Origin of the sequence: Ruegeria atlantica (assembly GCF_013032455.1) — a bacterium.
GTDB classification, from domain to species: Bacteria; Pseudomonadota; Alphaproteobacteria; order Rhodobacterales; family Rhodobacteraceae; genus Ruegeria; species Ruegeria atlantica_B.
In genome coordinates, this window is sequence record NZ_WQCF01000007.1 from 236,776 (window position 1) to 259,038 (window position 22,263).

Sequence of the window (22,263 nt, forward strand, 5' to 3'; positions counted from 1 at the left end):
TTCGCCATGTTTGACGAATTTGCACAATCTTGACACCCCCTTTGGCAAGCGGCACCAAAGATTATACGGTAACGGGATAAACGCGCGGATTTGGACACAGAAACACGACAGGCGAAGGCATGAGCCTAGGAATACAAAATACCATAACCGGCCGCGCGCCGCGCATTCTGTTCTACAGCCACGATACATTCGGATTGGGGCATCTGCGCCGGTCGCGGGCCTTGGCTGCGGCCATTACGCAGGCCAACCCAGAAGCCTCTGCCTTGATCCTGACCGGATCGCCCGTGGCTGGCCGGTTTACCTTTCCACGCCGGGTCGATCACGTGCGCCTGCCAGGCGTAACCAAACGCGCCGATGGCTCTTACGCGGCGCGGACCATCGGCATGGGAATCGAAGAGGTGACCGAACTGCGTGCCGGTCTGATCCAGACCGCCGTTCAGCAATTCGATCCCGATATGCTGGTCGTCGACAAAGAACCCACCGGCTTTCGCGGAGAGCTTTTGCCGACGTTGGAGCATCTTCTGCATTCGCAACGCACCAAACTGGTTCTGGGCTTGCGCGATGTGCTGGACGAGCCCGAAGTTCTGGCCGCTGAATGGGAGCGCAAGGACGCGCTGACAGCAACCGAACGGTTCTACCACGAAATCTGGGTCTACGGTCTACGCTCGATCTACGATCCGACCAAGGGCCTGCCGCTCAGCCACGCAGCACAATCGCGTATTCACTGGACCGGATATCTGCGCCGCGATCTGGGTCCAGTGGGCGAGCCTCCGGAACAACCTTATATCCTGATTACTCCTGGCGGTGGCGGCGACGGCAAGGCGATGGTGAACCTTGTCCTGTCGGCCTATGAAAAAGATCCGACACTGTCGCCCCGCGCGTTGCTGGTCTATGGACCCTTCCTTTCCGGGGAGTTGAGAGATGAGTTTGAGGCCCGCGTCGCCGCGCTAAATGGCCGCGTCACGGCTGTTGGATTTGAATCCCAAATCGAAACCTTGTTTGCCGGGGCTGCCGGCGTCGTCTGCATGGGCGGTTACAATACCTTTTGCGAGGTGCTCTCATTCGATAAACGCGCCGTCATAGTACCGCGCACGACACCGCGGCTGGAGCAGTGGATCCGCGCCTCGCAGGCCGAGGATCTGGGGCTTGTCCGAATGCTGGACGAAAATCGTGACGGCCTGACACCGGATGCAATGATTGAGGCGATCCGCAACCTACCGCAGCAGCCGTTGCCATCGCAGGCCATTCAAGACGGGCTTTTGGACGGGTTGGACTACGTTACCGATCGCGTGGACGCATTACTGAACCGGGAACAGGAACGGGCCACCGGATGACGACAGCTCAGCCGAAACTGGCGGTGCTGGTCAAAGGATGGCCGCGCCTGTCCGAGACGTTTATCGCCCAAGAACTCGTTGCACTGCAGGAGGCAGGTCATCGTTTTGACATCTGGTCTCTGCGCCATCCAACAGATGAAAAGCGCCACCCACTGCACGACCGCTTTCAGGGTCAGGTGCATTACCTGCCCGAATATCTGTATCAGGAACCGCAACGCGTCTGGGCCGCACGGCATGCAGCGCAGGCGTTGCCGGGTTATGCCGAAGCTTACCGGATCTGGCGCGCCGACTTGCGCCGTGATCCGACCCATAACCGCATCCGCCGGTTCGGTCAGGCTTGCGTTCTGGCCGCAGAACTTCCCGACGTGACGCAGGTGATGTACGCGCATTTCATGCACACCCCGTCCTCGGTCGCGCGCTACGCAGCGATCATGCGCGGCCTGCCTTGGAGCTTTTCTGCCCATGCCAAGGACATCTGGACCTCACCCGAGTGGGAAAAGGTCGAAAAGCTGCAAGCCAGCACCCACGGCGCAGCATTCGGTGCAACATGCACCGCATTCGGTGCCGAGCATCTGCGCAGCTTGGCAGATGACCCATCTCGGGTTGATCTGATCTACCACGGGCTGGACCTTGGTCGCTTTCCTGCCCCGCCTGTCCGTGCCGTGCGTGCACCGGACGCACCTTTTCACATGCTTTCTGTTGGACGACTGGTCGAGAAAAAGGGCTTTGACCGTTTGATCGATGCTTTCGCACGACTGCCGAAAACGCTGGATTGGCACTGGACGCATATTGGTGGCGGGTCGCTAGGTGATGCGTTGCAAAACCGGGCCGAGGCCGCAGGCCTATCGCACCGGATTACATGGAAAGGCGCCTGCGACCAGCCCGAAGTCATCGCGGCCATACGCGCGGCCGACCTGTTCGTACTTCCCAGCCGTATTGCCGAGGACGGAGACCGTGACGGGCTGCCGAACGTTCTGATGGAGGCCGCGTCTCAGTTGCTGCCGATCCTGTCGACGCCGGTGTCGGCCATCCCCGAATTCATTGAAACCGGCACGCATGGGGTCCTGTCCGATGACGCCCCCGGCGCGTTGGCCACTGCCATTAGCCGACTTGCCGCAGCGCCGGATCAGACCGCATCGATGGCCTCGGCCGCTTATGACCGACTGATCACCAAGTTTCGCATGGACCCAGGCATCGCGCGATTATCCGAGCGGCTGCGCGCGCTGGGTTCGGACACAGAGTGATGGCGAGGGTCGCGTTTTACACCCCGATGAAAGCCCCGGACAATCCGGTACCATCTGGCGACCGGGAAATGGCCCGTAACTTGATGCAGGCGATTTCAGCGCAGGGCGATGCGGTTGATCTGATGTCCCGATTGCGCGTGTATGACAAGACAGGGGACGCACAGGTGCAGGCAGCACTGCGTACCGAGGCCGCGGCAGAGGCCCAGCGTTTGATCGCCGAACTGCCATCGGAAACTGCCCTTTGGGTGACTTATCACAACTATTACAAAGCGCCCGATCTATTGGGACCGACTGTGTGTAAGGCCCGGAACATCCCTTATGTCCAATTGGAAAGCACCCGAGCAACAAGCCGTTTGAATGGCCCTTGGGCCGGGTTTGCGCAGGCCGCTCATGAGGCCTGCGACGCGGCTCAGGTGATCTTTTACCACACTGCCAACGATCTGATCACTTTGGAACGGGAACGGTTCGGAGACCAAAGGCTTGTAGAACTTCCCCCGTTTCTGCCGCTGGCAGACTTGCCGTCTGTTTCCTCATCAGAGGGTCCAATGCTGACGGTCGGAATGATGCGGCATGGCGACAAATTGGCCTCTTACACCCTACTCGCCGATGCGTTGACCCATCTGGATGGCGATTGGACGTTGGATATCGCAGGTGATGGTCCGGCGCGAGCTGAGGTCGAGGCACTGATGGCCCCTTTCGGAGCCAAAGTCCGCTTTCTGGGCCAGTGCGACCGCAACACGGTGCAGGCTCTGTATGGTGCGGCCTCTTTGTTGGTGTGGCCCGGTGTGAACGAAGCTTACGGGATGATCTACTTGGAAGCGCAGGCCAGCGGCCTGCCCGTAGTTGCCCAAGATCGACCGGGCGTGCGGGACGTTCTGGCCCCGTCGGATTACCCGTCGGTCGATGATGGCGCTGAAGGTCTGGCTGCCAGATTGCGTACCCTGCTGCAAGATCGCACCCTTCGGCTGGAAATCGGGGCCAAGGCCCGCGCCCATGTGGCCGAACGTCATCTGCTTCCTGCTGCAACCGACAGGTTCTGGCAAACTGTGCGACCATTGGTGGAGGCCACGAGATGACCCAATTGGCTCTGCTACGACATGGGCACACTCATTGGAACCGCGCAGGGCGTATTCAGGGGCGTAGCGATATTCCTTTGGATGATCAGGCCCGAACTGAACTTTCAGCTACGCGCCTGCCCGAACCGTGGGAGAGTGCGGACCTTTGGTCCAGCCCTCTGTTGCGCGCCAGTGAAACGGCGCGTCTGGTCGCCGGGCGTGAACCGCAGACCAAGGGCGCGTTGACCGAGATGAACTGGGGCGATTGGGAAGGCCAGCGCGGAGTGGACCTAATCGCCGACCCGGACAGCGGCTATCGGCATATTGAAGACTGGAGCTGGAATTTCCGCCCGCCAAACGGTGAAAGCCCAGCCGAGGTTTGGAACCGACTGAAACCCTGGCTGGACGGATTGAAAAGTGACACGGTCGCCGTCTGCCATATCGGTATTATGCGGGTCATTCTTGCACGCGCCTGGGGGTGGAATTTCGACGGCCCTGCCCCCTTTAAGATCAAGCGCAACCGACTTTATATCGTTGATATGACAACGCTTACTCCTCTGCCTGAGCCTATCCGCCTACTCAAAACCGGGGCATCCCAATGAAGGTGATGATCGTTGTCACTCATTTACTGGGCACGGGCCATCTCAGCCGTGCGCTGACACTTGGCCGGGCATTTGTTCACAACGGCCACAAGACATTTGTCGTCTCGGGCGGAATGCCAGCATCCCAACTAGACGGTACAGGCATGACGGTGCTGGGCTTGCCGCCTCTCCGCTCGGACGGCACCGACTTCACCACGCTTTTAAACCAAAGCGGTGAGGTCGCGGATGCAGATTACCTGAAGGCGCGTGAGACGGCTTTGGTCGAAGCCATTCAGAGCTTTGAGCCGGACATTCTGATCACAGAGCTGTTTCCCTTTGGCCGCCGATCACTGGCGGCCGAATTCAACGCGGCTTTGGAGGCAGCACAAACCCTGCCACGTCGACCGATTATTCTGGGTTCGATCCGAGACATTCTGGCGCCGCCTTCCAAACCCTCAAAAGCGGAACGTACGGCGGAGATTATCGAGCGATACTACGACGGTATCCTCGTTCATTCGGATCAAAGCGTTGTTCCCTTAGACATCAGTTGGCCCGTTACAGACCACTTGCGACAGCGTTTGCTCTACACCGGTTTTGTAGCGCCCGGAGCCCCGGTGCCGCATGTTGATTTGGTGGGCAAAGACGAAATTCTGGTCAGCGCTGGTGGTGGATCGGTAGGTCAACCGATCTTTCACGCGGCCATCGAGGCCGCCCGAAAGATGCCCAACAGGCGCTGGCGCCTGTTGGTCGGCGGGCAGGATGCGCGGATGCGTATTGACCAATTAAATATGCTCATCGGTGATGCCCCGGTGACATTGGAACCTGTGCGCCCCGATTTCCGCCAGATGCTACCGCTTGCTGCGGCCTCGGTCAGTATGTGCGGCTACAACACTGCGCTGGATATTTTGCAGTCAGGGACACCCGCAGTTTTCATTCCATTTGACGATGGCAAGGAAGTTGAGCAGAGCTTGCGCGGGCAGAGCTTATCCAACTTGCCTGCCATCGACGTGCTGCCCAGCAAGGAACTTAACGGAGACGTTCTGGCGCGCGCCGTTGATGCAGTCATGTCCAGCGGCCCGCGCCCGGTTCCCACACAGGGCTTTGACGGAGCCGCCCGAACGGTTGAGATAGCAGCGAAACTTAGAGGGCGAGCATGACAATGGATTGGCGCCCTCTGGATACTGAATTGAACGCTTGGGTGGCCGAAGGGCTGACCCTGCCCGTGTGGTGGCGTGACGACGATGCAGTTTTTGCGACGCCGCAACTTGAGACATTGGCAGAGCTTTCACAGGTTTTAGGTGTACCGGTGCACCTTGCAGTCATTCCCCGCGATGCCAATGAATCGCTTATCGATCACGTCGTGAACCACGCAACACTTATTCCCGTGGTACATGGCTGGGCGCATCAAAACCACGCGCTGCCGGACGAGAAGAAATCCGAGTTTCGCCTGCACCGCCCGATAAACGATATTCTTGACGATGCAAGGGCCGGGCTTAAGCGGCTGCAATCTCAGTTCGGAAACAGGCTCTGCCCGATGTTTGTCCCCCCGTGGAACCGTATCGCACCCGAGGTGGTGCAGGAGCTGCCGGGTTTGGGCTATCGCATTATTTCAACCGCGACACCGCGCAAGGTCAGAAATCCGGCGCCCGGTCTGGAGCAGATCAACACCCATCTGGACCCGATCGACTGGCGTGGCACACGAGGGCTGATCAATGCGGACAGGTTGATTGCTCAAACTGCCAACCTGCTGCGCGAACGACGCGAAGGACGCACCGACAACACCGAGCCGTTCGGCGTCTTGACCCATCATCTGGTCCATGATCAGGACATCTGGACCTTTACCGAGGCGTTGCTGCGCCGCCTTCTGAACGGCCCCGGCTATGCCTGGGTTGCACTAAATGAACCAACCGGAGAACCTGAATGAGCCGACTGGATTCCATGCTACGCCGCCTGACGGCGCAACGCGACGGGCTGAACTGGGCCGTCGCGCAGATCAGCGATATGGAAGGCGATGTTCTGGATATGGGATTGGGCAATGGCCGCACCTATGACCACCTGCGGGAAATCCTGTCCAACCGGCGTATCTGGGTGATGGACCGGGTGCTGCAGTGCCACCCGTCCAGCACCCCTCCGGCTGAGGACTTTCTGCAGGGCGAAGCGGAACCCATGCTGGAAAAACTGGCCGCTAGTGGCCCAAGCATCGCGCTGGCCCATTACGATTTCGGGCGCGGCATCAAAGAGGAGGACGTCGCCGAAGCCGCCCGCCTCAGCCCCCTGATCAAGCAGGTGATGCGACCCGGAGGGTTGCTGATTTCGGGTCAGCCTCTGGTTGGGTTCGAACAGATCAGCGGCCCGGACACCATCGCGCTAGACCGTTACCTGTTCTACCGGGCCTGATCAGGCCACACGCCGCCCGCGCGACCAGACGCCGTTCAGCGCGGGTGCACCTTCGCGCAGACGGAACCGGATCACATCCGCACGAGCTCCGGCACGCAATTCACCTCGGTCCTGCAATCCGACAACTTGTGCGGGGGCCTGCGTTACCGTGCGCAAACCCCTAGCCATATCTCCCCATTCCTCTCCAAGCCGCACGGCTGACAGCAGCAGCGCAGCGGGTACATAGTCCGAGGACAGAATGTCGAGATGGCCCAGATCGGCAAGTTCCTGCGCGGCCACATTGCCGGAATGCGACCCGCCCCGGATCACGTTTGGCGCCCCCATCATCACCTTAATACCGTGGTCATGGCAGGCTCGGGCGGCCTCAACCGTGGTTGGAAACTCAGCAAGTTTGATACCGTGACCTGCCGACACCGCGACCTGCTCAGCTGTGGTATCATCATGGCTGGCCAGCATCGCGCCAAATCGCTTAGCGGCTTTCACTGTTTCAATTTCATGCCGGTTACCATTACGCGTGCGCAGCTTTTTGAGGTGCGCTACATGCTGCAGGAACTCGTCATCATTCATGCCGTGCTTGCCTTTCATGTAGGCCTCCAGCTGCGCCATATTCCGAAATTGCCGCTGCCCGGGCGTGTGGTCCATCAACGAAACCAGACCAACGCGATCCTCAGTGCTGAATTCGTCCAGCTCATCCACTAGCGTCTCCGAGCACACTTCGGCCCGCAGGTGCAGAAAGTGGCTGATCTTCAGGGCATCCTGTTCACGCAACTGCCACAGCTCACGCGACAAATCGCGAGCGTACCTTTTGTAGCGCTGGCCGCTAGGGATCGAGCCAATGCGCATCGCGTCGAACACGGTGGTGATCCCGGTGCTGGCCAGTTCTGCATCATGAGCCAAAATCGCCGCAGCGTGGGGCCAATCAACCTTGGGGCGCGGCTGGATGTGGCGCTCAAGGTTATCCGTGTGCAATTCGACCAGACCAGGGCTCACATAATCACCCCCGCAATCGACCGCGCCTGCTGGAACCGTCGGGCCGGTGTCAACCTCGGCAATGGTCTCTCCAACAATGCGGACGCTGCCGGTCACCGTCTCATTCGGAAGAACAAGCGTGGCATTGGCAAGGATCGTTTCTTCTGTCATCTGAACTTCACACGATTTGAGCTATTGGGAAGGCCACACATAGGAGGCCACTGTGACATTCACGCGATACGCGATCTATTTTGCGCCACCCGCAGACGCGGAATGGACGAAATTTGCCACCAACTGGCTGGGCTGGGACATGGAGGCGGGCAGGACCTGCGACCATCCGGTGGTCGACGGCGTGGACGTTGCAGCCGTGACCGATGTGCCGCGTAAATATGGGTTGCATGCAACGATGAAGCCGCCCTTCCGCCTGCACGAAGGGCAAACGATTGAGGCATTGTCCGACGCCTGCGCGCACCTTGCGGCCACGCAGACCGCCGCCATGCTGGATGGGTTGAAGATTGTGCGTCTGGGTCGTTTTCTGGCCTTGCGCCCAGTAGGGGATGAAACCGCTCTGAACACCCTGGCCACAGCCTGCGTGCGCGATCTGGACAGCTTTCGCGCCCCTGCGCCCCTGGCCGAGCTGGACCGTCGTCGTGTCAACGGCCTGTCGGCGGAACAGGACGCCAACCTTGTGCAGTGGGGCTATCCATATGTGATGGGGTCCTTTCGGTTTCACATCACCCTCAGCGGCAAGTTGAACAAACCCGCGTTGGTGGCGACTCAGGACGCGCTGCAAGCGCAACTGGCACCCCTGCTGCCCACCCCGTTTCAAATCAACGATCTGGCTCTGGTGGGCGAGGCTGCAGATGGCCGGTTTCACCTGATCCATCGCTACGCCCTCTCCGGCTGAAGCTGCGTAAGGATTGCGTTGATCGTGGCGTCCAGCGGTCCCGAGTTGTCGATCTCGATCACTCGGGTCAATCCGTCAGGCAGAGGGGCCTTGGCGCGGGCCAGACGTCGCGCCTGTTCGGTCGCATTCTCTCGCGCACGCGCCGACAAGCGCCGTGCCAGAATATCCGGTTCCGCAGTCAGTGAAATCACGATCAAATCACCGAACTCTTCCTGCGCGTGCACCAGAACCGAACGGGACAAATTCACCAATACCGCATCCGCTTGTTGCCTGAGGTCTTCGATACGCTTGGGTACCCCGTAAAACAGATCATGGGCGAACCAGTGCAGGGCAAAGGCACCCTCGGCAACCAACTGCTGAAAACGCTCGGCAGAAACCCGGTCGAAATCTTCACCCTCTTCCCCCTCGGGCCGTGTGATCACCCGGCGCACCCGATGAATACCGGGCGAAGACGCTGCGAGCGCCTCCATCACACTGTCCTTGCCAACGCCGGAGGGGCCAACAACTGCGATGACTGGCGCAACGGTCATGCCGCCACTCCGGGGGTGAATTCCGACACGTTAATCTCACGGTCGCAGACCCGTTCGCGCGCGCCGACATCGTGGAAAATACCCACGATCGCAGCCCCGCGCGCATTGGCCTCTTCAATCAGCGACAAGACAGTCTCACGGTTCTGCGCATCCAGAGAGGCCGTAGGCTCATCAATCAGTAATGCCGGATAGTCATGCACAAAGCCACGGGCGATATTCACCCGTTGCTGCTCACCTCCGGAAAAGGTCGTCGGGCTGAGCCTCCATAGACCCTCAGGGATATTGAGCCGCGCCAACAAGGACGCCGCCTTGTCCAGTGCCTCAGTCTTGTCGCATCCAATGGTCAGCAATGGTTCGGCCACCACCTCCAGCGTAGGAACACGCGGCACGACGCGCAGGAACTGACTTACATAGCCTAAAGTCTCGCGCCGCAGCGCCAGAATCTCGCGCGGCTCGGCCTGTGCCACATCCAGACCGGCGACCAAAACCTGACCCGAGGCCGCTAGGTAGTTTCCGTAGATTACGCGCATCAGGGTAGACTTACCCGCCCCCGATGCCCCGGTCAGGGCCACACATTCACCGGGCGCAACCTTCAGCGATGCCCCTTCCATCACCGGGATCACTGCACTGCCCTGATTGTGCAGGGTAAAGCTCTTGCTGACGTCTCTAAGCTCAATCATCGCACTTCATCTTTTCAAAAATACTCAAACCTGCAGAACACTGGACACTAGCAGCTGCGTATAACCATGTTGCGGATCGTCCAGCACCTGATCGGTCAGACCAGCCTCAACCACATGACCGCTTTTCATCACCATCAACCGATCCGCCAACAGGCGAACCACGGCCAGGTCATGAGTAACGATAATCGCGCTCAAGCCCATTTCACGCACCAACCCCCGCAGCAGGTCCAGCAGCCGTGCCTGAACTGACACATCCAGCCCACCGGTCGGTTCATCCATGAACACCAGCCGAGGGCCCGTCACCAGGTTTCGGGCAATCTGCAACCGCTGCTGCATGCCGCCCGAAAACGCAGTCGGCCGGTCATCCACGCGGCTCTCGTCGATCTCAACCCGCCCTAGCCAGTCCACCGCCTTGTCCCGGATCGCGCCATAGTGGCGGTCGCCCACGGCCATCAACCGCTCACCAATATTGCCGCCCGCGCTGACGGACATACGCAGCCCATCTCGGGCGTGCTGGTGGACAAAAGCCCAATCGGTGCGCCCCAACATCCGACGTTCCGGCTCGGTCATAGTCACCGTATCCATCGGCCCACCAGCTCGGGTGTCAAAGACAACCTGACCCGCATCGGGCTCCAGATGCCCCGCCATACAATTCAGCAGGGTCGACTTACCCGACCCGCTTTCTCCGACGATCCCCATCACCTCGCCGGGGTAGAGATCGAAGTTTACATCCGTGCAGCCGATCCGCGCACCATAGCGTTTCTCGATGCCTTTGACTTGCAACAGCGGTGTCATGCCGCGCCCTCCTCGGCCAACCGGCCTACATGGCCCGCCGTGCAGCGGGACCGGCAGTAATCGGTATCCGAACAGACAAACATGCGGTTACCAGCATCATCCATGATCACTTCATCCAGATAGCTGTCCTCGGCCCCGCACAGGTCGCAGGGATGGTCGGCCTTTGTGGCCTCGAACGGGTAATCCTCGAAGTCGAGGCTCACCACTTTCGTATGCGGCGGCACTGCATAAATCCGCTGCTCACGCCCCGCGCCAAATAACTGGATCGCGTCCATCTCCAATTTGGGGTTGTCGAATTTCGGGATCGGGGATGGCTCCATCACATAGCGATCCGACACTTTCACCGGATAGGCGTACGACGTCGAAATCGCACCGTGCTGGCTGATATCCTCGTACAGCTTCACGTGCATAAGCCCATATTCCTCGAGGCTATGCATCTTGCGCGTCTCGGTCTCGCGCGGTTCCAGAAAGCGCAGAGGTTCAGGGATCGGCACCTGATAGACGAGTATCTGATCTTCGCTCAGCTTTGCCTCAGGGATGCGGTGACGGGTCTGGATGACCGTTGCCTTTTCGGTTTCCTCGGTCGTTTCAACACCTGCGGTGTTCTCAAAGAATTTGCGGATCGAGACTGCGTTCGTCGTGTCATCCGCGCCCTGATCAATCACTTTGAATGTATCTTCCGGTGTCAGCGTCGCGGCCGAAACCTGCACTCCGCCTGTGCCCCAGCCATAAGGCATCGGCATCTCGCGGCTGGCGAAAGGCACCTGATAACCGGGCACAGCCAAACCTTTAAGAATGGCCCGACGAATCATTCGCTTGGTCTGTTCGTCTAAATATGCAAAGTTGTACTCAGACATAGAAATACCCGTTATTGTAATGTGAACTAGGTAAGGGTTTTGAATGAGTACCGAGATCTGGGTTGTCGCAATCGCAATGCTCATCCTCTTGGTGATGTCCGCCAGACTTATCTCCATTTTCATCAAGCTTCGCCGAGGGGAGTACGACTCTACGGCGCGGCAGAGAGCAAACCGCAATCCGACAGAATCGGACGGCACCGCCGCGCGCACGGACTATCTCGAAGGCGACTGAACTCATTCTGCGGCCTCCTTTTGCGTAATCCGCTCCTCGGCCTCGCGGCGCAGCTTGCGGACCAGTTCCAGCTCAGACTGGAAATCCACGTAATGCGGTAGCTTGATGTGCTCGAGAAATCCGGTGGCCTGAATGTTGTCCGCGTGGCTTAGAACAAATTCCTCATCCTGTGCGGGGGCACCCAGATTGTCCTCGCCCAGTTCCTTCCAGCGCAGCGCGCGGTCAACCAGCGCCATGGCGATGGATTTCCGTTCTGATTGGCCGAAAACCAGACCATAGCCCCGCGTGAACTGCGGTGGTTCGGTCTTGGAGCCCGTGAACTGGTTCACCGTCTCACATTCGGTTAGTTCAACCTCACCGATCTCGATCGCGAAGCCCAGTTCAGGGATGTCCATCTCAATCGCAACCTTGCCGATTCGCAACTCGCCAACAAAGGCATGGTTGCGGGCGTAGCCACGCTGAGTCGAATAGGCCATCCCCAGAACAAAGCCCTCATCCCCACGCGTCAGCGATTGCAAACGCAAGGGCCGACCGGCCGGAAACTCCATCGGTTCACGGGTCAGGTCACCCGGAATGGCGTCGCTGACAGGTTCGTCCTGAATAATGTCTTCACCTTGCAGAAACTCGGTTATGTGTGGTGTCGGCTCTGTCCGAGGCTGGCCTTCGGGTGCATCGGGAACCTCTCCTTCAGCCGCGAGTTTGAAATCCAGCAATCGGTGCGTGTAGTCGAAGGTCGGACCCAGAACCTGCCCACCCGGCGCATCCTTGAAGGTGGCCGAGATGCGGCGGTCACAGGTCATCTGACCCGTTTCCACCGGGTTCGAATAACCGAACCGAGGTAAAGTCGTGCGATAAGCGCGGATCAGAAAGATCGCTTCGATTAGATCACCACGCGCCTGCTTGATCGCCAGTGCCACCAGATTGGGGTCATAAAGCGAGCCTTCCGCCATCACCCGGTTTACAGCCAGGCTCAACTGTTCTCGGATTTGCGCGATGCTCAACTCGGCAATGTCGGTCGATCCGCGCCGTTCTTCGGCCAGCCAGGCATGGGCGTTCTCGATGGCCTTTTCACCGCCTTTTACAGCAACGTACATGGCCTAGCCCTCCAGCTTAATTTGCGTGCTGCGCGGCAGGGCCGCGATTTTGTCATCGCAGGTGAAGAAAAAATCACATCCCAGCGGATAGAGCGCCGCGTTGCGCTGAAACCGTGGGATATCCGGCAACGAGAGATAAGCTTTGCCCTTGACCCCCGGTCCGGACAGCGCAGCGCCCACTTGATGCAGGTTGGTGCATTCAACGATCAAGGTCGCCGACCGATCCGGATATTCAGCCGTGCCAATGCGGTACTGATCCAAGGGACCAAGATCTTGCCAGGTTCCGACTGCAAAATCCGCCTCGACCGCGTCCGACAGAGGAGCCCCGGTGTGAAAGGCCAGCCACTGTCGCACTGCGCCCGTATCGGCTTTGCCAGCCAAATGCACCTTGGTCTCTGGGTCACAGAGCGTCAGCAACAACGTTCCAGCCGCCACTGACAAGGGGGTTGGCGGCACACTACCGACAACCGTGCGGATCTGACCGGGACGGGCCATAACTGTCATGGCAGCACGAAAAGCGTGGGCCGCGTCGACTGGTGCGTTCTGGAAACCGCCGGAAAACTGAGTTTGGGCGCTCATTAATCTTCACCCCGCACCATTGTGAAAAATTCGACCTTAGTGGCTGCAGCCTTGGCTGCCCGGGCCGTCTTGGACACCTGCATTTTCTGGCTGAGCGGCGCGATAATCTGCGCCCGGACCTCTGTGGCCGCTTCGGTTTGCATCAAGGCATCAATCAGCGCCGCAACTTCAGCCTTACCCTTGGAGCGCCCCTGCACATAGCCATGTCCCACTGTGCCGTCCTGCAATACCAGCGAACACCGCGTGACTGTCATTTCACCCAGATTGAACGGTGCGCCCGTGCCGCCAGTCTGTCCACGGACCATCACACCACCCACCTCTGGATTGCGAAGCCAGACAAAACTGGGGGGCGTTTCGAATTCACCCCACAACGTCATAAGAGCCTCTTCCGGGGTTCGAGCCAGTAAGCCCATCCATTCCCTGCGCGCGGCCTGCGCAATGTTCTGTTGATCCGCCATCAAAACCTCTTGGCCGGGTTGTCTATGTGAACTATACAACTAGACAAATGTTACACCTCAAGGGAATGACTCGCAATCGCGGGTGTGTGAAAGTTTGATGACATGAGCAAAACCCCGATCTGGAAAAGCATCGCGCTGAGCCTGACCTCGGACATAGCCGAAGGGCGGTACGGCACTGGTGATCGGCTGCCGACCGAGGCACAGCTAGCGGCGCAGCACGGGGTCAATCGGCACACGGTGCGGCGGGCCTTGTCAGAGATGGCAGAACAAGGACTGGTGCTCCCTAGGCGCGGCGCAGGAGTATTCGTGGCCACGCAGCCAACCGACTATCCGATCGGCAAGCGGGTCCGGTACCACAAAAGCATCTCGGCCAGTGGCAAGATACCGGGCAAGACGATCCTGTCCCTGACAACGCGCGCGGCAGATGAAGCTGAGGCAGATGCACTGCAGATTGCTCAGTGCGATGCGGTGCACGTCTATGACGGGCTATCGCTTGCTGATGGGCAGCCCATTGCCCTGTTTCAAAGCATTTTCCCAGCAGTTCGCCTGCCCAATATCCTCGAAGCGCTACAAGACACGAATTCGGTCACCAAGGCGCTGCACCGCTGTGGCGTCACGGACTATACGCGTATGTCAACTCGGTTGACGGCAAGGGCTGCAACGGCAACACAGGCACTGCATCTACGGTTGCCTCAGGGTGCGCCCGTGCTTTTCTCGGTCGGCATCAACGCCGATCTGGAGGGGTTACCCGTAGAATACGGGCGCACTGTTTTCGCCGGAGAGCGCGTTACCTTGACCGTGAATGACGAATAGGCAGCGTGGGTATTCCTCCTGACTTCGACTTCCTACCGGAGGTCTCATCCCGTTGTGCGTAGCAGATGCTCCCGCAAGTGCGGGAGCCTTCACACTGCCGAGGCGACGGTAAACTCGTACTTTTCGAGAAAAGCCTCAACGCTCAATGTCCGAAAATCGGGTAGCGCTGAGCGCAGACGCTGGTTGTCCCAATCCCACCATTCCAAGGCCAGCATCCGCGCGGTAATCACTTCGGAGAAACGACGGCGGATAGGTTGAGCCGTAACGCCACCGACAATGGTGTAAGGGGCGACATCCTTGGTAACTACCGCTCCAGACGCGACAATGGCTCCGTGCCCAATCGTCACTTCGGGTTTGATAATTGCCGCATGCCCAATCCACGTGTCATGCCCGATTTTCGCTGTGCGGCTGGCGCGATGTGCGAACCAATCCGGATCATCCTGCGCGTCATCCCAATAGTCGGCCGAGCGGTACAGGAAATGGTGTAAAGACGCCTTCTCCAAAGGATGATCGGTCGCCCCGATCCGGGTGAAACTGGCGATATTGGCAAACTTTCCAATCTCGGCATTGGCAATATCGCAGGTCCGATCGCAATAGGAGTAATCGCCCCAGACCGAATTGGCGATGCGACTGCCTGCTCCAATCTCTACATACTCCCCAAAGCTGCTGCCAGTGATCTGGCAATCGGGATGTATGAACGGCTGGTCCGGACGAAGGCGTGCCATTGTTTTTATCCTTTTTCGCCACTCAGGGCAGTAAAAGCGGTTTTGCTTTGGGATCGCGCAACTTGCTCTTTTTTCTCGTCTCACCGCGGATCAGGCGCTTGCGCAGCCAACCCGAGAACCAGTCCATCAGCATCACCATCAGGATGATGAGAACGATGTAGTAAGCGACCTCTTCCCAGTCCTTCTGCGTGATGATCGCCTGTGTCAGCAACAAACCAATACCGCCGCCGGTAATCGCGCCGATCACGGTGGCGCTGCGGGTGTTGGATTCTAAGAAATATAACAGTTGGCTCAGCAAAACTGGCGTCACTTGCGGGATCACGCCAAAGCGGTATCGTTGCGGCGCGTTGGCACCTGTCGATTGCACCCCTTCGATCTGCTTCTGGTCCACATTCTCCAACGCTTCCGAGAAAATCTTGCCGAATGTGCCGGTATCCGTAACCAGAATGGCCAATGCCCCGGTCAGCGGGCCAGGGCCGAAAGCACGGGCTAGAACCACGGTCCAGATCAACGCGTCCACCCCCCGAACAAAGTCGAACACGCGACGGGTCGCAAAACGTACGGATTTCATTGGGTTAAAATTACGCGTCGCCATGAAAGCAAGCGGCAGGGCAACCATGGCCGCACCCAACGTGCCCAGGAACGCCATCAGGATAGTTTCAAAGATCGCCCAAGCCACATCCTGATGCCGCCACATCTTGTTGGTCCAGAAATCATTCAGGATTGCACCGCCCTCACCTTGCGCCGCGCGCCCAACCAATTCAGGAAAGGATTTGCCATAATAGGGGCTATCGAGCGTGAACCAGAACAGCTCCCACCCGGTGAAATATCGGAACACTTCAGACCGGTTGCGGGTCACGGTCAGGCGACCAGCATCCGTGGTGATCGCCAATCTGTTTTTGGAGACGTTGATCCAGTCCGGAGCCTCGTCTGTCGGCAATTCCGCCTGCACACCAGCTGAGCGGGATGGGGTTGCCCTTACGACGCCATAGCCCGGTATGTCATACTCAATCGTTTCCGGCCCAAAACGCACGACGTGACCATCTTCCAAATCAATCACTGTGGTCTCGCCCAGTGACACCCAATCGGGCGTTTCGCCTTCGGGGTACCGTCCCTTACGCTCACCTTCGATGGCCGCAGACACCTCGCCCGAGCGGTTATCGCGCGTGATATGGGTTTTGTAGCTGTAGCTATCCGACACCAGCGTCTTGCCGTTCCCCCAATTCGCACGAGCAGCCAACCCCGGCACATCGAAGGCAAAGAACACGTAAACTAGGTAGACCAGAACCATGGCAGGCAGGCCGAAGTTCACCACCCGCTTGCGACTGAACAGGCGGTCCGCCTCTGCCTTTAGCTCAGCGGTGGTCAGATTGGTTGCGAGGGTACTCATGCCGAGGCTCCTTTTTCCGAACCGTGAGCCAGACGGTCGCGCAGGTAGCCCGAGATCTGATCGACGATGACGATTGTGACGAACAACAAAATGAAAATGGCAGCCGCTTCGTCATAACGCCCCTGCCCCCAGGACATCGCGTTGCGCAGCTCATAGCCCAGACCTCCGGCACCTACGAAACCCAAGATGGCCGAGGCGCGGATGTTGATCTCAAACCGCAGTAAGGCGTAGCTGACATAGTTCGGTCCGACCTGTGGGATTACGCCCAGATACATGCGTTGCGACCAGTTGGCGCCGACCGACTGCAACCCCTCGACCGGCTTTAGCGACGCGTTTTCGTTGACCTCAGAGAACAGCTTGCCCAACGCGCCAGCCGTGTGGATTGCAATGGCGATCATCGCAGGTACAGGGCCACCACCCAGAATGAATATCAGGACCAAGGCGATGACGATTTCCGGAATCGCTCGGAAGATGTCCGAGATACGTCGAAACAGCGGGATCAGTGTGGGCAAGTAGGCCATGCCGCGCGTCGACATCAGCGATAGGAACATCCCAACAATTGTACCGGCCAGCGTCGCGGCGGCAGCGATATTCAATGTCTCAATCAGCGCCGGAAAGAACTCAAAAAGGTTTTCAGGCATCTCGGCGATCTTTTCCCACGCCTCCGACAGAACCTCAGCCGGGTAATCGAATATCCTGTGCCAGCCCTCGATGAAGCTGCCCGCATTGCGGCTATCGGCCGTACGGAACCCTGCGGCCATGATGGCCACAAACAGGATCAGAAGGATGCCACCATAGACTCTCTTGCGACGTGCCATCGCGGTATAGTCGTCGCGGATCTGATCGACGGTCGAGGGCCCAGCAGTCAGGTCTGTCATGGAATGCTCCTGAGTGGAAAAATGGGGCCCGGTTTGGCACCGGACCCCGATCTTTGGATATGCGCGCTTAGTTGGACTTCAGCTTGCGTGCTTCGATGATGACTTCGTAGGCGCCATGCGTGATCGGCTCGAACGCCTTGGCTTCACCTGCGGCTACGCCATAAAAGCAGTCGCGGTCTTTTTCATGCAGACCAGCCATCAAGGCAGTCATTTTCTCTTTGACGTCGGCTGGCAGTGCCGTGCGCAGTACAACCGGACCTTCTGGGATCGGCTTGGATTTCCAGATTTCGACCATGTCGTTCATGTCGACAAGACCGGCGTCAACAGCGCGGCGCAGGGCACCCGAGTTATAGCCGTCTTCCCAGTTGCCCAGACCATCGGCCCAGGTCACGCCGCCATCAACATCACCATTGTTTACGGCAACGATTGTCTGTTCGTGGCCGCCGGTGAACTTCACTTCACCAAAATAGTCGCCCGACTCCATGGTCGCGCCAGTCGCCACGGGAATTTCGATCGACGGGATCAGGTAACCCGAGGTCGAGTTCGGGTCGCCGAAACCAAATGCCTTGCCCTTCATGTCGTCCAGCGAAGTGATACCACTGTCCTTGCGGGCAAAACCGACCGAGTAGTAGCCATAGCCACCATCAACATTCACCTTAACCAGAACCGGCTCAACCGCTTCAGGGTCGGACAGGTAAGTCTTCGCATAGCCCGAAGCACCCAGCCACGCCATGTCAATGGTACCGCCCAGCAGGCCCTGGATCACGCCATTATAATCGGCAGGCGCGAACAGCTTGGTTTCTACGCCCAGCGCCTCTTCAGTGTATTCACGCAGGCATTCATTGTTGTTCAGACGGTCCTGAGCGTTCTCACCGCCCAGAATACCAATGCGGAATTCGCTGATGTCCTCAGCCATGGCCGGCGCAACCAGCGCCGTGGTCGCCGCAAAGGCAGCAATCAGTTTTTTCATCTGTCTCTCTCCAGTTTGATTGCCCCGGCCTTTCATCGGACCGGGCGATGAAAGGGGTTGAGTGCCTCAGATGGTCGCTTCGGCTTCCATCAGGGCCTTCTGGGTGGCATCCAGAGTTTCGATCTCGGTCGATGTCGCCTCTTCCGAGAAGCTGGCATCAGCACCGTAGATTTCACGGGCAACGCCTGTGGTGAGCTGTTCGGGCAGCCCGTCGAACACGATACGCCCATCGCGCATGCCGACCACGCGGTCGCAGTACCGGCGTGCGGTGTCCAGCGTGTGCAGGTTGGCGATAACGGTGCGGCCGTCCTCTTCATGAATACGGCGCAGCGCCTGCATCACCACCTGCGCGTTCATTGGGTCCAGCGAGGCGATGGGCTCGTCCGCCAGAATGATCCTGGGGTCCTGCATCAGGGCGCGCGCAATGGCGACCCGCTGCTGCTGACCGCCCGACAGGGCCTCGGCCCGCTTGGGCGCGTGTTCCGCAATACCCAGACGATCCAGAATATCGATGGCCCGATGGATTTCATCCATCGGGAACATGTTGAACATGGTCGCCAGGGTCGAGTGTCGATTCAGCGTGCCGTGCAGCACATTCGACACCACATCCAGGCGTGGCACCAGATTGAACTGTTGGAAGATCATCGCGCAGTCAGCCTGCCACACGCGTTTGTCGCGACCTTTCAACTGGGTCACATCACGCCCTTCGAACAGGATCCGACCTTCGCTGGAATCCGTCAGGCGGTTGATCATCCGCAGCAAGGTCGACTTGCCCGCGCCCGACCGACCGATAATCCCGATCATGCTAGGTTTGTCCACATCCAGCGTCGCCGCGTCCACAGCTACATTTTCACCAAAGCGCTTGGTCAGTTTCTCGATCCGCAGCACGTGCCACCCCCAATTCGTGTTGGTGGTCAGCTACAGATGCTGCTCAACGGCTATGTGTCAGGGCGGTGAAAGTTTTGTAACGGCCCAGCTCTTTGAACGCACACTGCGGACGGTCAAATCAGCGCGACCTCCACTATGTCTTCAGAATGGATATAGTAGGGAGTGGTGGGAGCCCGCCCACTGAACGGCTTTTCGAAGAGAGGCGCAGGCGACGGAATATCGCTGCTGGGAGCAAGGGCTGAAAATCTCTTAAAACGTTCCGACTGGTCATCGGCAAAGCCCAGACCAGACAACGATAACTCCTGCCGAGCATATCCTCCGTCGTTCAGTCGGTCGCAGATGTAGGCACAAATTCTTTCCTCCTCTGCGCGCAAGTCGCCTTTGTTTTTACCAACTATGCTATCCCCGCCAAAGGTCACAAAAATCATCGCCGCAGTTGCGCGATCACAATCTGGCTGGCGAACGATCCACTCTATTATCGGTAAAGTCGCATCTAGATCATGGTTGATACCTTTTACAAAGACAGGCCAGAAATCGGGATCACGAAACTCCTCCATCCAGCCTAGGAAACCCGCATCCGTGGCAGAGATCGCAAACCCCGGGTCAGGCAAGCTGTGCAACCGATCCGAAAACCGCATCTCCGCTGACACGGCGTTTTGAACCAGTTTTGCTATAAAAAGCGGAAGAGTAAATGGGGGGTCTTCATGCGGAGTTGGTCGAATGCTTTGGTACATTTCAAGACTCGTCATATGCTCCATGTCCAGAAGTCCTCGATCCAGGAGTTTATCATCAAGCATTTTGACGTGGTTCTGGGCGCACTGTCGGATAGCAAAAATCAATTCACCCAAGTGCGTGTGTGCTGCCATTAGGTTGATCTCACCCCCATGCATCGCCGCATGCGCAATGCGCAGAGCTTTGCGTTCGACAGGGATAAAATTGGACCATTTGGGAATAATGGAATAATCGACCGTCTCAGCCCCGCTTAATGCAGCCCGTGCCATTACCAGCCCCACAGGCAACCAGAATATCATTTTTCGCCCGCGCCGATTGAGATGTTTTGCGTTTAAAACGTCCTCGCGACCTTTTTTATAATCCGCTCGCACCCGCGAATACTCATCACCAGAATCAAATCCAAACATAATCTTCGCCTAAAATTACTTAACAAACACAATGTCATACGAATTTGGATCAAAGTAAACAAAGTTACGACGCTCCCCTTCTCGCAACAATCTGAACAGTTCGCCGGTTTGGCATGGCTCTGGCGACGAAATCGCATTGGACAACTTTTCTCTGTCGGCACCGGCACAAACAACCTATATCGGCGAGCGAATCTGTCAGTTACGAGGCCGCCATGAGCTTTGACCGCACCATCAAGATCGCCCCGTCGATCCTGTCCGCCGATTTCGCCAATTTCGGACAAGAGATTCAGGCCATCGAGGCCCAAGGCGCCGATTGGGTCCATGTCGACGTGATGGACGGCCATTTCGTCCCGAACCTGACGTTTGGCCCGCCCGCTGTCAAAGCGTTCCGCCCGCATGTCAAAACGGTGATGGATGTGCACCTGATGATCACGCCTGTCGATCCCTATATTCAGGCCTATGCCGATGCTGGGGCCGATATCCTGACCGCCCATGTCGAGGCCGGACCGCACACCCACCGCACCCTGCAGGCCATCCGCGCCGCTGGCATGAAGGCCGGTGTCGCCTTGAACCCTGGCACCCCCGCCGAGGCGGTCGAGCATCTGCTGGACCTGACCGATCTGGTCTGCGTGATGACAGTGAACCCTGGCTTTGGCGGTCAGAAATTCATCGACATGACCAGCAAGGTCCGCAAGCTGCGTGACATGATCGGGGATCGCCCGGTGCATATCGAGATCGACGGGGGCGTTGATCCAAAGACCGCTCCGCTGGTTACGGCAGCCGGTGCTGATGTGCTGGTCGCGGGGTCCGCTGTCTTCAAAGGTGGGTCGGTGGAAAAGCCCGAGGTCTATGGCGAGAACATCCGCGCCGTTCGGGCCGCAGCGGAATCGGGGCGATAAGAACCCGCACATCAACGGTTACTCAAGACTTGCAGATCAAGCTTGGCTGTTCCAAGGAATCAAACCGGAACGAGAGAGCAAAACACAGCGCATGAAGGCGATTGCCCCGGCGGGCAATCGCTCGGACCATAAGTGTTCTCAGAGATGTTCCGACAAATAAGCGATCTGCTTATCCTGCTGCCTTTGCTCTGAACGAGGCGCACTTGCATTTTCCTTGGTCAGATTGTCGTCATCACTCAGGAAGGCTGCCTGCATATCGTCCAGGTCCTTGCTGTGCAGGAAATTCGCGCTGCTTTGTACAAATTGAAGCCCAAACATAGTCTACCCCGTCTTCTAGTCCGTCAGCGTGGCCATATGTGCCGAGTGCAGTTTCAACATGACCGCGCAGACCCGATTTCAATATTCGAACGAACACCGCCGTTCTGCCGACAGAGGGCAGTGCTATTCGTCTCAGAGGTAGATGGGGTGTCTCTTTTGAGTTCTGATGGAGATAAGATTAATCAGAACTTATGGCACAAAAAAAGCCGCCCCTTTGTGGGACAGCCTTCTTTAGTTCAACGGTGTGCCGGGCTGAAGCCCGGCACACCGTGATTACTAGATGATTTTCGACACACTTGTTGTGTGCGTCTCGGAATTATTGAATTCAAACAAAAAAGGGCGCCCCGAGGGACGCCCTTTCCGTCTGATCATTCGCTTGCGCGCCTTACTCGATGATTTTCGAGACAACGCCGGCGCCGACGGTGCGGCCGCCTTCACGGATGGCGAAACGCAGGCCGTTTTCCATCGCGATCGGGGCGATCAGCTCAACGCCGAACGACACGTTGTCGCCGGGCATAACCATTTCGGTGC

Annotated in this window: 26 protein-coding genes and 1 pseudogene; 11 read left to right on the forward strand and 16 right to left on the reverse strand. The window is 58.3% G+C overall.

Annotated elements, in window-relative coordinates; all coding sequences use genetic code 11:
- Window positions 1-119: 119 nt before the first annotated feature.
- Genes GOW93_RS14010 through GOW93_RS14040 form a run of 7 tightly spaced genes read left to right on the forward strand, consistent with a single transcriptional unit; the run spans window position 120 to window position 6,611 of the window.
- Entirely contained in the window at window positions 120-1,334 is a 1,215-nt protein-coding gene (locus GOW93_RS14010) for a glycosyltransferase family protein (RefSeq protein WP_170385335.1), read from the forward strand.
- Window positions 1,331-2,578 carry a glycosyltransferase family 4 protein gene (locus GOW93_RS14015; protein WP_170385338.1) on the forward strand — a complete coding sequence of 416 codons (1,248 nt, stop codon included), beginning with the start codon at window positions 1,331-1,333 and terminating at the stop codon, window positions 2,576-2,578. The genes GOW93_RS14010 and GOW93_RS14015 overlap by 4 nt, the downstream gene beginning before the upstream one ends.
- The gene (locus GOW93_RS14020; RefSeq protein ID WP_170385339.1) at window positions 2,578-3,654 is read left to right on the forward strand and encodes a glycosyltransferase family 4 protein; all 1,077 of its coding nucleotides are present in this window, start codon (window positions 2,578-2,580) and stop codon (window positions 3,652-3,654) included. Before GOW93_RS14015 ends, GOW93_RS14020 begins: the two co-directional genes overlap by 1 nt.
- Complete coding sequence (locus tag GOW93_RS14025) at window positions 3,651-4,235, forward strand: histidine phosphatase family protein (protein WP_170385342.1); 585 nt, start codon at window positions 3,651-3,653, stop codon at window positions 4,233-4,235. Before GOW93_RS14020 ends, GOW93_RS14025 begins: the two co-directional genes overlap by 4 nt.
- Window positions 4,232-5,371: a glycosyltransferase family protein gene (locus GOW93_RS14030; protein WP_170385344.1), complete on the forward strand. Its 1,140-nt coding sequence runs from the start codon at window positions 4,232-4,234 to the stop codon at window positions 5,369-5,371. The genes GOW93_RS14025 and GOW93_RS14030 overlap by 4 nt, the downstream gene beginning before the upstream one ends.
- Entirely contained in the window at window positions 5,368-6,138 is a 771-nt protein-coding gene (locus GOW93_RS14035; protein ID WP_170385347.1) for a polysaccharide deacetylase family protein, read from the forward strand. Before GOW93_RS14030 ends, GOW93_RS14035 begins: the two co-directional genes overlap by 4 nt.
- The gene (locus tag GOW93_RS14040; protein WP_170385352.1) at window positions 6,135-6,611 is read left to right on the forward strand and encodes a class I SAM-dependent methyltransferase; all 477 of its coding nucleotides are present in this window, start codon (window positions 6,135-6,137) and stop codon (window positions 6,609-6,611) included. The genes GOW93_RS14035 and GOW93_RS14040 overlap by 4 nt, the downstream gene beginning before the upstream one ends.
- Here GOW93_RS14040 and GOW93_RS14045 read toward each other — a convergent pair whose 3' ends face one another.
- Complete coding sequence (locus GOW93_RS14045; protein ID WP_170385355.1) at window positions 6,612-7,751, reverse strand: alpha-D-ribose 1-methylphosphonate 5-triphosphate diphosphatase; 1,140 nt, start codon at window positions 7,749-7,751, stop codon at window positions 6,612-6,614.
- Window positions 7,752-7,803: 52 nt separating this feature from the next.
- Here GOW93_RS14045 and GOW93_RS14050 point away from each other — a divergent pair, with 52 nt between their 5' ends.
- Complete coding sequence (locus GOW93_RS14050) at window positions 7,804-8,487, forward strand: DUF1045 domain-containing protein (RefSeq protein WP_170385357.1); 684 nt, start codon at window positions 7,804-7,806, stop codon at window positions 8,485-8,487.
- Here the strand turns inward: GOW93_RS14050 and GOW93_RS14055 are convergent.
- From GOW93_RS14055 to GOW93_RS14070, 4 genes are read right to left on the reverse strand one after another with little or no spacing between them, the layout of a single operon-like run.
- The gene (locus GOW93_RS14055) at window positions 8,469-9,017 is read right to left on the reverse strand and encodes an AAA family ATPase (RefSeq protein WP_170385360.1); all 549 of its coding nucleotides are present in this window, start codon (window positions 9,015-9,017) and stop codon (window positions 8,469-8,471) included. The genes GOW93_RS14050 and GOW93_RS14055 overlap by 19 nt on opposite strands.
- Window positions 9,014-9,697 carry a phosphonate C-P lyase system protein PhnL gene (phnL, locus tag GOW93_RS14060; RefSeq protein WP_170385363.1) on the reverse strand — a complete coding sequence of 228 codons (684 nt, stop codon included), beginning with the start codon at window positions 9,695-9,697 and terminating at the stop codon, window positions 9,014-9,016. The genes GOW93_RS14055 and phnL overlap by 4 nt, the downstream gene beginning before the upstream one ends.
- Before the next feature lie 24 nt (window positions 9,698-9,721).
- Window positions 9,722-10,492, reverse strand: coding sequence for a phosphonate C-P lyase system protein PhnK (phnK, locus tag GOW93_RS14065; RefSeq protein WP_170385366.1), 771 nt, complete (start codon window positions 10,490-10,492; stop codon window positions 9,722-9,724).
- A complete protein-coding gene (locus GOW93_RS14070; protein ID WP_170385368.1) occupies window positions 10,489-11,349 on the reverse strand; it encodes an alpha-D-ribose 1-methylphosphonate 5-phosphate C-P-lyase PhnJ in 861 nt (286 codons plus the stop codon). The genes phnK and GOW93_RS14070 overlap by 4 nt, the downstream gene beginning before the upstream one ends.
- A gap of 43 nt (window positions 11,350-11,392) precedes the next feature.
- Between GOW93_RS14070 and GOW93_RS14075 the strand changes: the two genes are divergently transcribed.
- A complete protein-coding gene (locus tag GOW93_RS14075) occupies window positions 11,393-11,581 on the forward strand; it encodes a hypothetical protein (protein ID WP_170385371.1) in 189 nt (62 codons plus the stop codon).
- Window positions 11,582-11,583: 2 nt separating this feature from the next.
- Here the strand turns inward: GOW93_RS14075 and GOW93_RS14080 are convergent, their stop codons facing one another.
- From GOW93_RS14080 to phnG, 3 genes are read right to left on the reverse strand one after another with little or no spacing between them, the layout of a single operon-like run.
- On the reverse strand, window positions 11,584-12,675 hold the full coding sequence (locus GOW93_RS14080) for a carbon-phosphorus lyase complex subunit PhnI (protein WP_170385374.1): 1,092 nt from the start codon (window positions 12,673-12,675) through the stop codon (window positions 11,584-11,586).
- Between the two features lie 3 nt (window positions 12,676-12,678).
- Entirely contained in the window at window positions 12,679-13,254 is a 576-nt protein-coding gene (gene phnH, locus GOW93_RS14085; RefSeq protein ID WP_170385376.1) for a phosphonate C-P lyase system protein PhnH, read from the reverse strand.
- Window positions 13,254-13,712: a phosphonate C-P lyase system protein PhnG gene (phnG, locus tag GOW93_RS14090; protein WP_170385379.1), complete on the reverse strand. Its 459-nt coding sequence runs from the start codon at window positions 13,710-13,712 to the stop codon at window positions 13,254-13,256. Before phnG ends, phnH begins: the two co-directional genes overlap by 1 nt.
- A gap of 102 nt (window positions 13,713-13,814) precedes the next feature.
- Here phnG and phnF point away from each other — a divergent pair, with 102 nt between their 5' ends.
- Window positions 13,815-14,525, forward strand: a complete 711-nt coding sequence (phnF, locus tag GOW93_RS14095) for a phosphonate metabolism transcriptional regulator PhnF (protein ID WP_170385382.1) — start codon at window positions 13,815-13,817, stop codon at window positions 14,523-14,525.
- Between the two features lie 89 nt (window positions 14,526-14,614).
- Here phnF and GOW93_RS14100 read toward each other — a convergent pair whose 3' ends face one another.
- The 6 genes from GOW93_RS14100 to GOW93_RS14125 form a co-directional block, all read right to left on the reverse strand.
- Window positions 14,615-15,250 carry a chloramphenicol acetyltransferase gene (locus GOW93_RS14100; RefSeq protein ID WP_170385385.1) on the reverse strand — a complete coding sequence of 212 codons (636 nt, stop codon included), beginning with the start codon at window positions 15,248-15,250 and terminating at the stop codon, window positions 14,615-14,617.
- 22 nt (window positions 15,251-15,272) lie between these two features.
- Complete coding sequence (gene phnE / locus GOW93_RS14105) at window positions 15,273-16,640, reverse strand: phosphonate ABC transporter, permease protein PhnE (protein WP_170385388.1); 1,368 nt, start codon at window positions 16,638-16,640, stop codon at window positions 15,273-15,275.
- Window positions 16,637-17,518: a phosphonate ABC transporter, permease protein PhnE gene (gene phnE, locus GOW93_RS14110; RefSeq protein ID WP_170385390.1), complete on the reverse strand. Its 882-nt coding sequence runs from the start codon at window positions 17,516-17,518 to the stop codon at window positions 16,637-16,639. Before phnE (GOW93_RS14110) ends, phnE (GOW93_RS14105) begins: the two co-directional genes overlap by 4 nt.
- Window positions 17,519-17,585: 67 nt before the next feature.
- On the reverse strand, window positions 17,586-18,488 hold the full coding sequence (gene phnD / locus GOW93_RS14115) for a phosphonate ABC transporter substrate-binding protein (RefSeq protein WP_170385393.1): 903 nt from the start codon (window positions 18,486-18,488) through the stop codon (window positions 17,586-17,588).
- A gap of 66 nt (window positions 18,489-18,554) precedes the next feature.
- Complete coding sequence (gene phnC / locus GOW93_RS14120) at window positions 18,555-19,376, reverse strand: phosphonate ABC transporter ATP-binding protein (RefSeq protein WP_170385396.1); 822 nt, start codon at window positions 19,374-19,376, stop codon at window positions 18,555-18,557.
- Between the two features lie 113 nt (window positions 19,377-19,489).
- Window positions 19,490-20,515 (reverse strand): DUF4274 domain-containing protein, encoded by a 1,026-nt coding sequence (locus tag GOW93_RS14125; RefSeq protein WP_170385399.1) that lies wholly within the window; start codon window positions 20,513-20,515, stop codon window positions 19,490-19,492.
- Between the two features lie 212 nt (window positions 20,516-20,727).
- On the opposite strand from GOW93_RS14125, the gene rpe reads away from it, so the two are divergent.
- On the forward strand, window positions 20,728-21,414 hold the full coding sequence (rpe, locus tag GOW93_RS14130; protein WP_170385402.1) for a ribulose-phosphate 3-epimerase: 687 nt from the start codon (window positions 20,728-20,730) through the stop codon (window positions 21,412-21,414).
- 138 nt (window positions 21,415-21,552) lie between these two features.
- Here the strand turns inward: rpe and GOW93_RS14135 are convergent, their stop codons facing one another.
- Window positions 21,553-21,732, reverse strand: a complete 180-nt coding sequence (locus GOW93_RS14135; RefSeq protein WP_170385404.1) for a hypothetical protein — start codon at window positions 21,730-21,732, stop codon at window positions 21,553-21,555.
- 385 nt (window positions 21,733-22,117) lie between these two features.
- Window positions 22,118-22,263: pseudogene (gene tuf, locus GOW93_RS14140) on the reverse strand (elongation factor Tu); the annotation flags it as partial.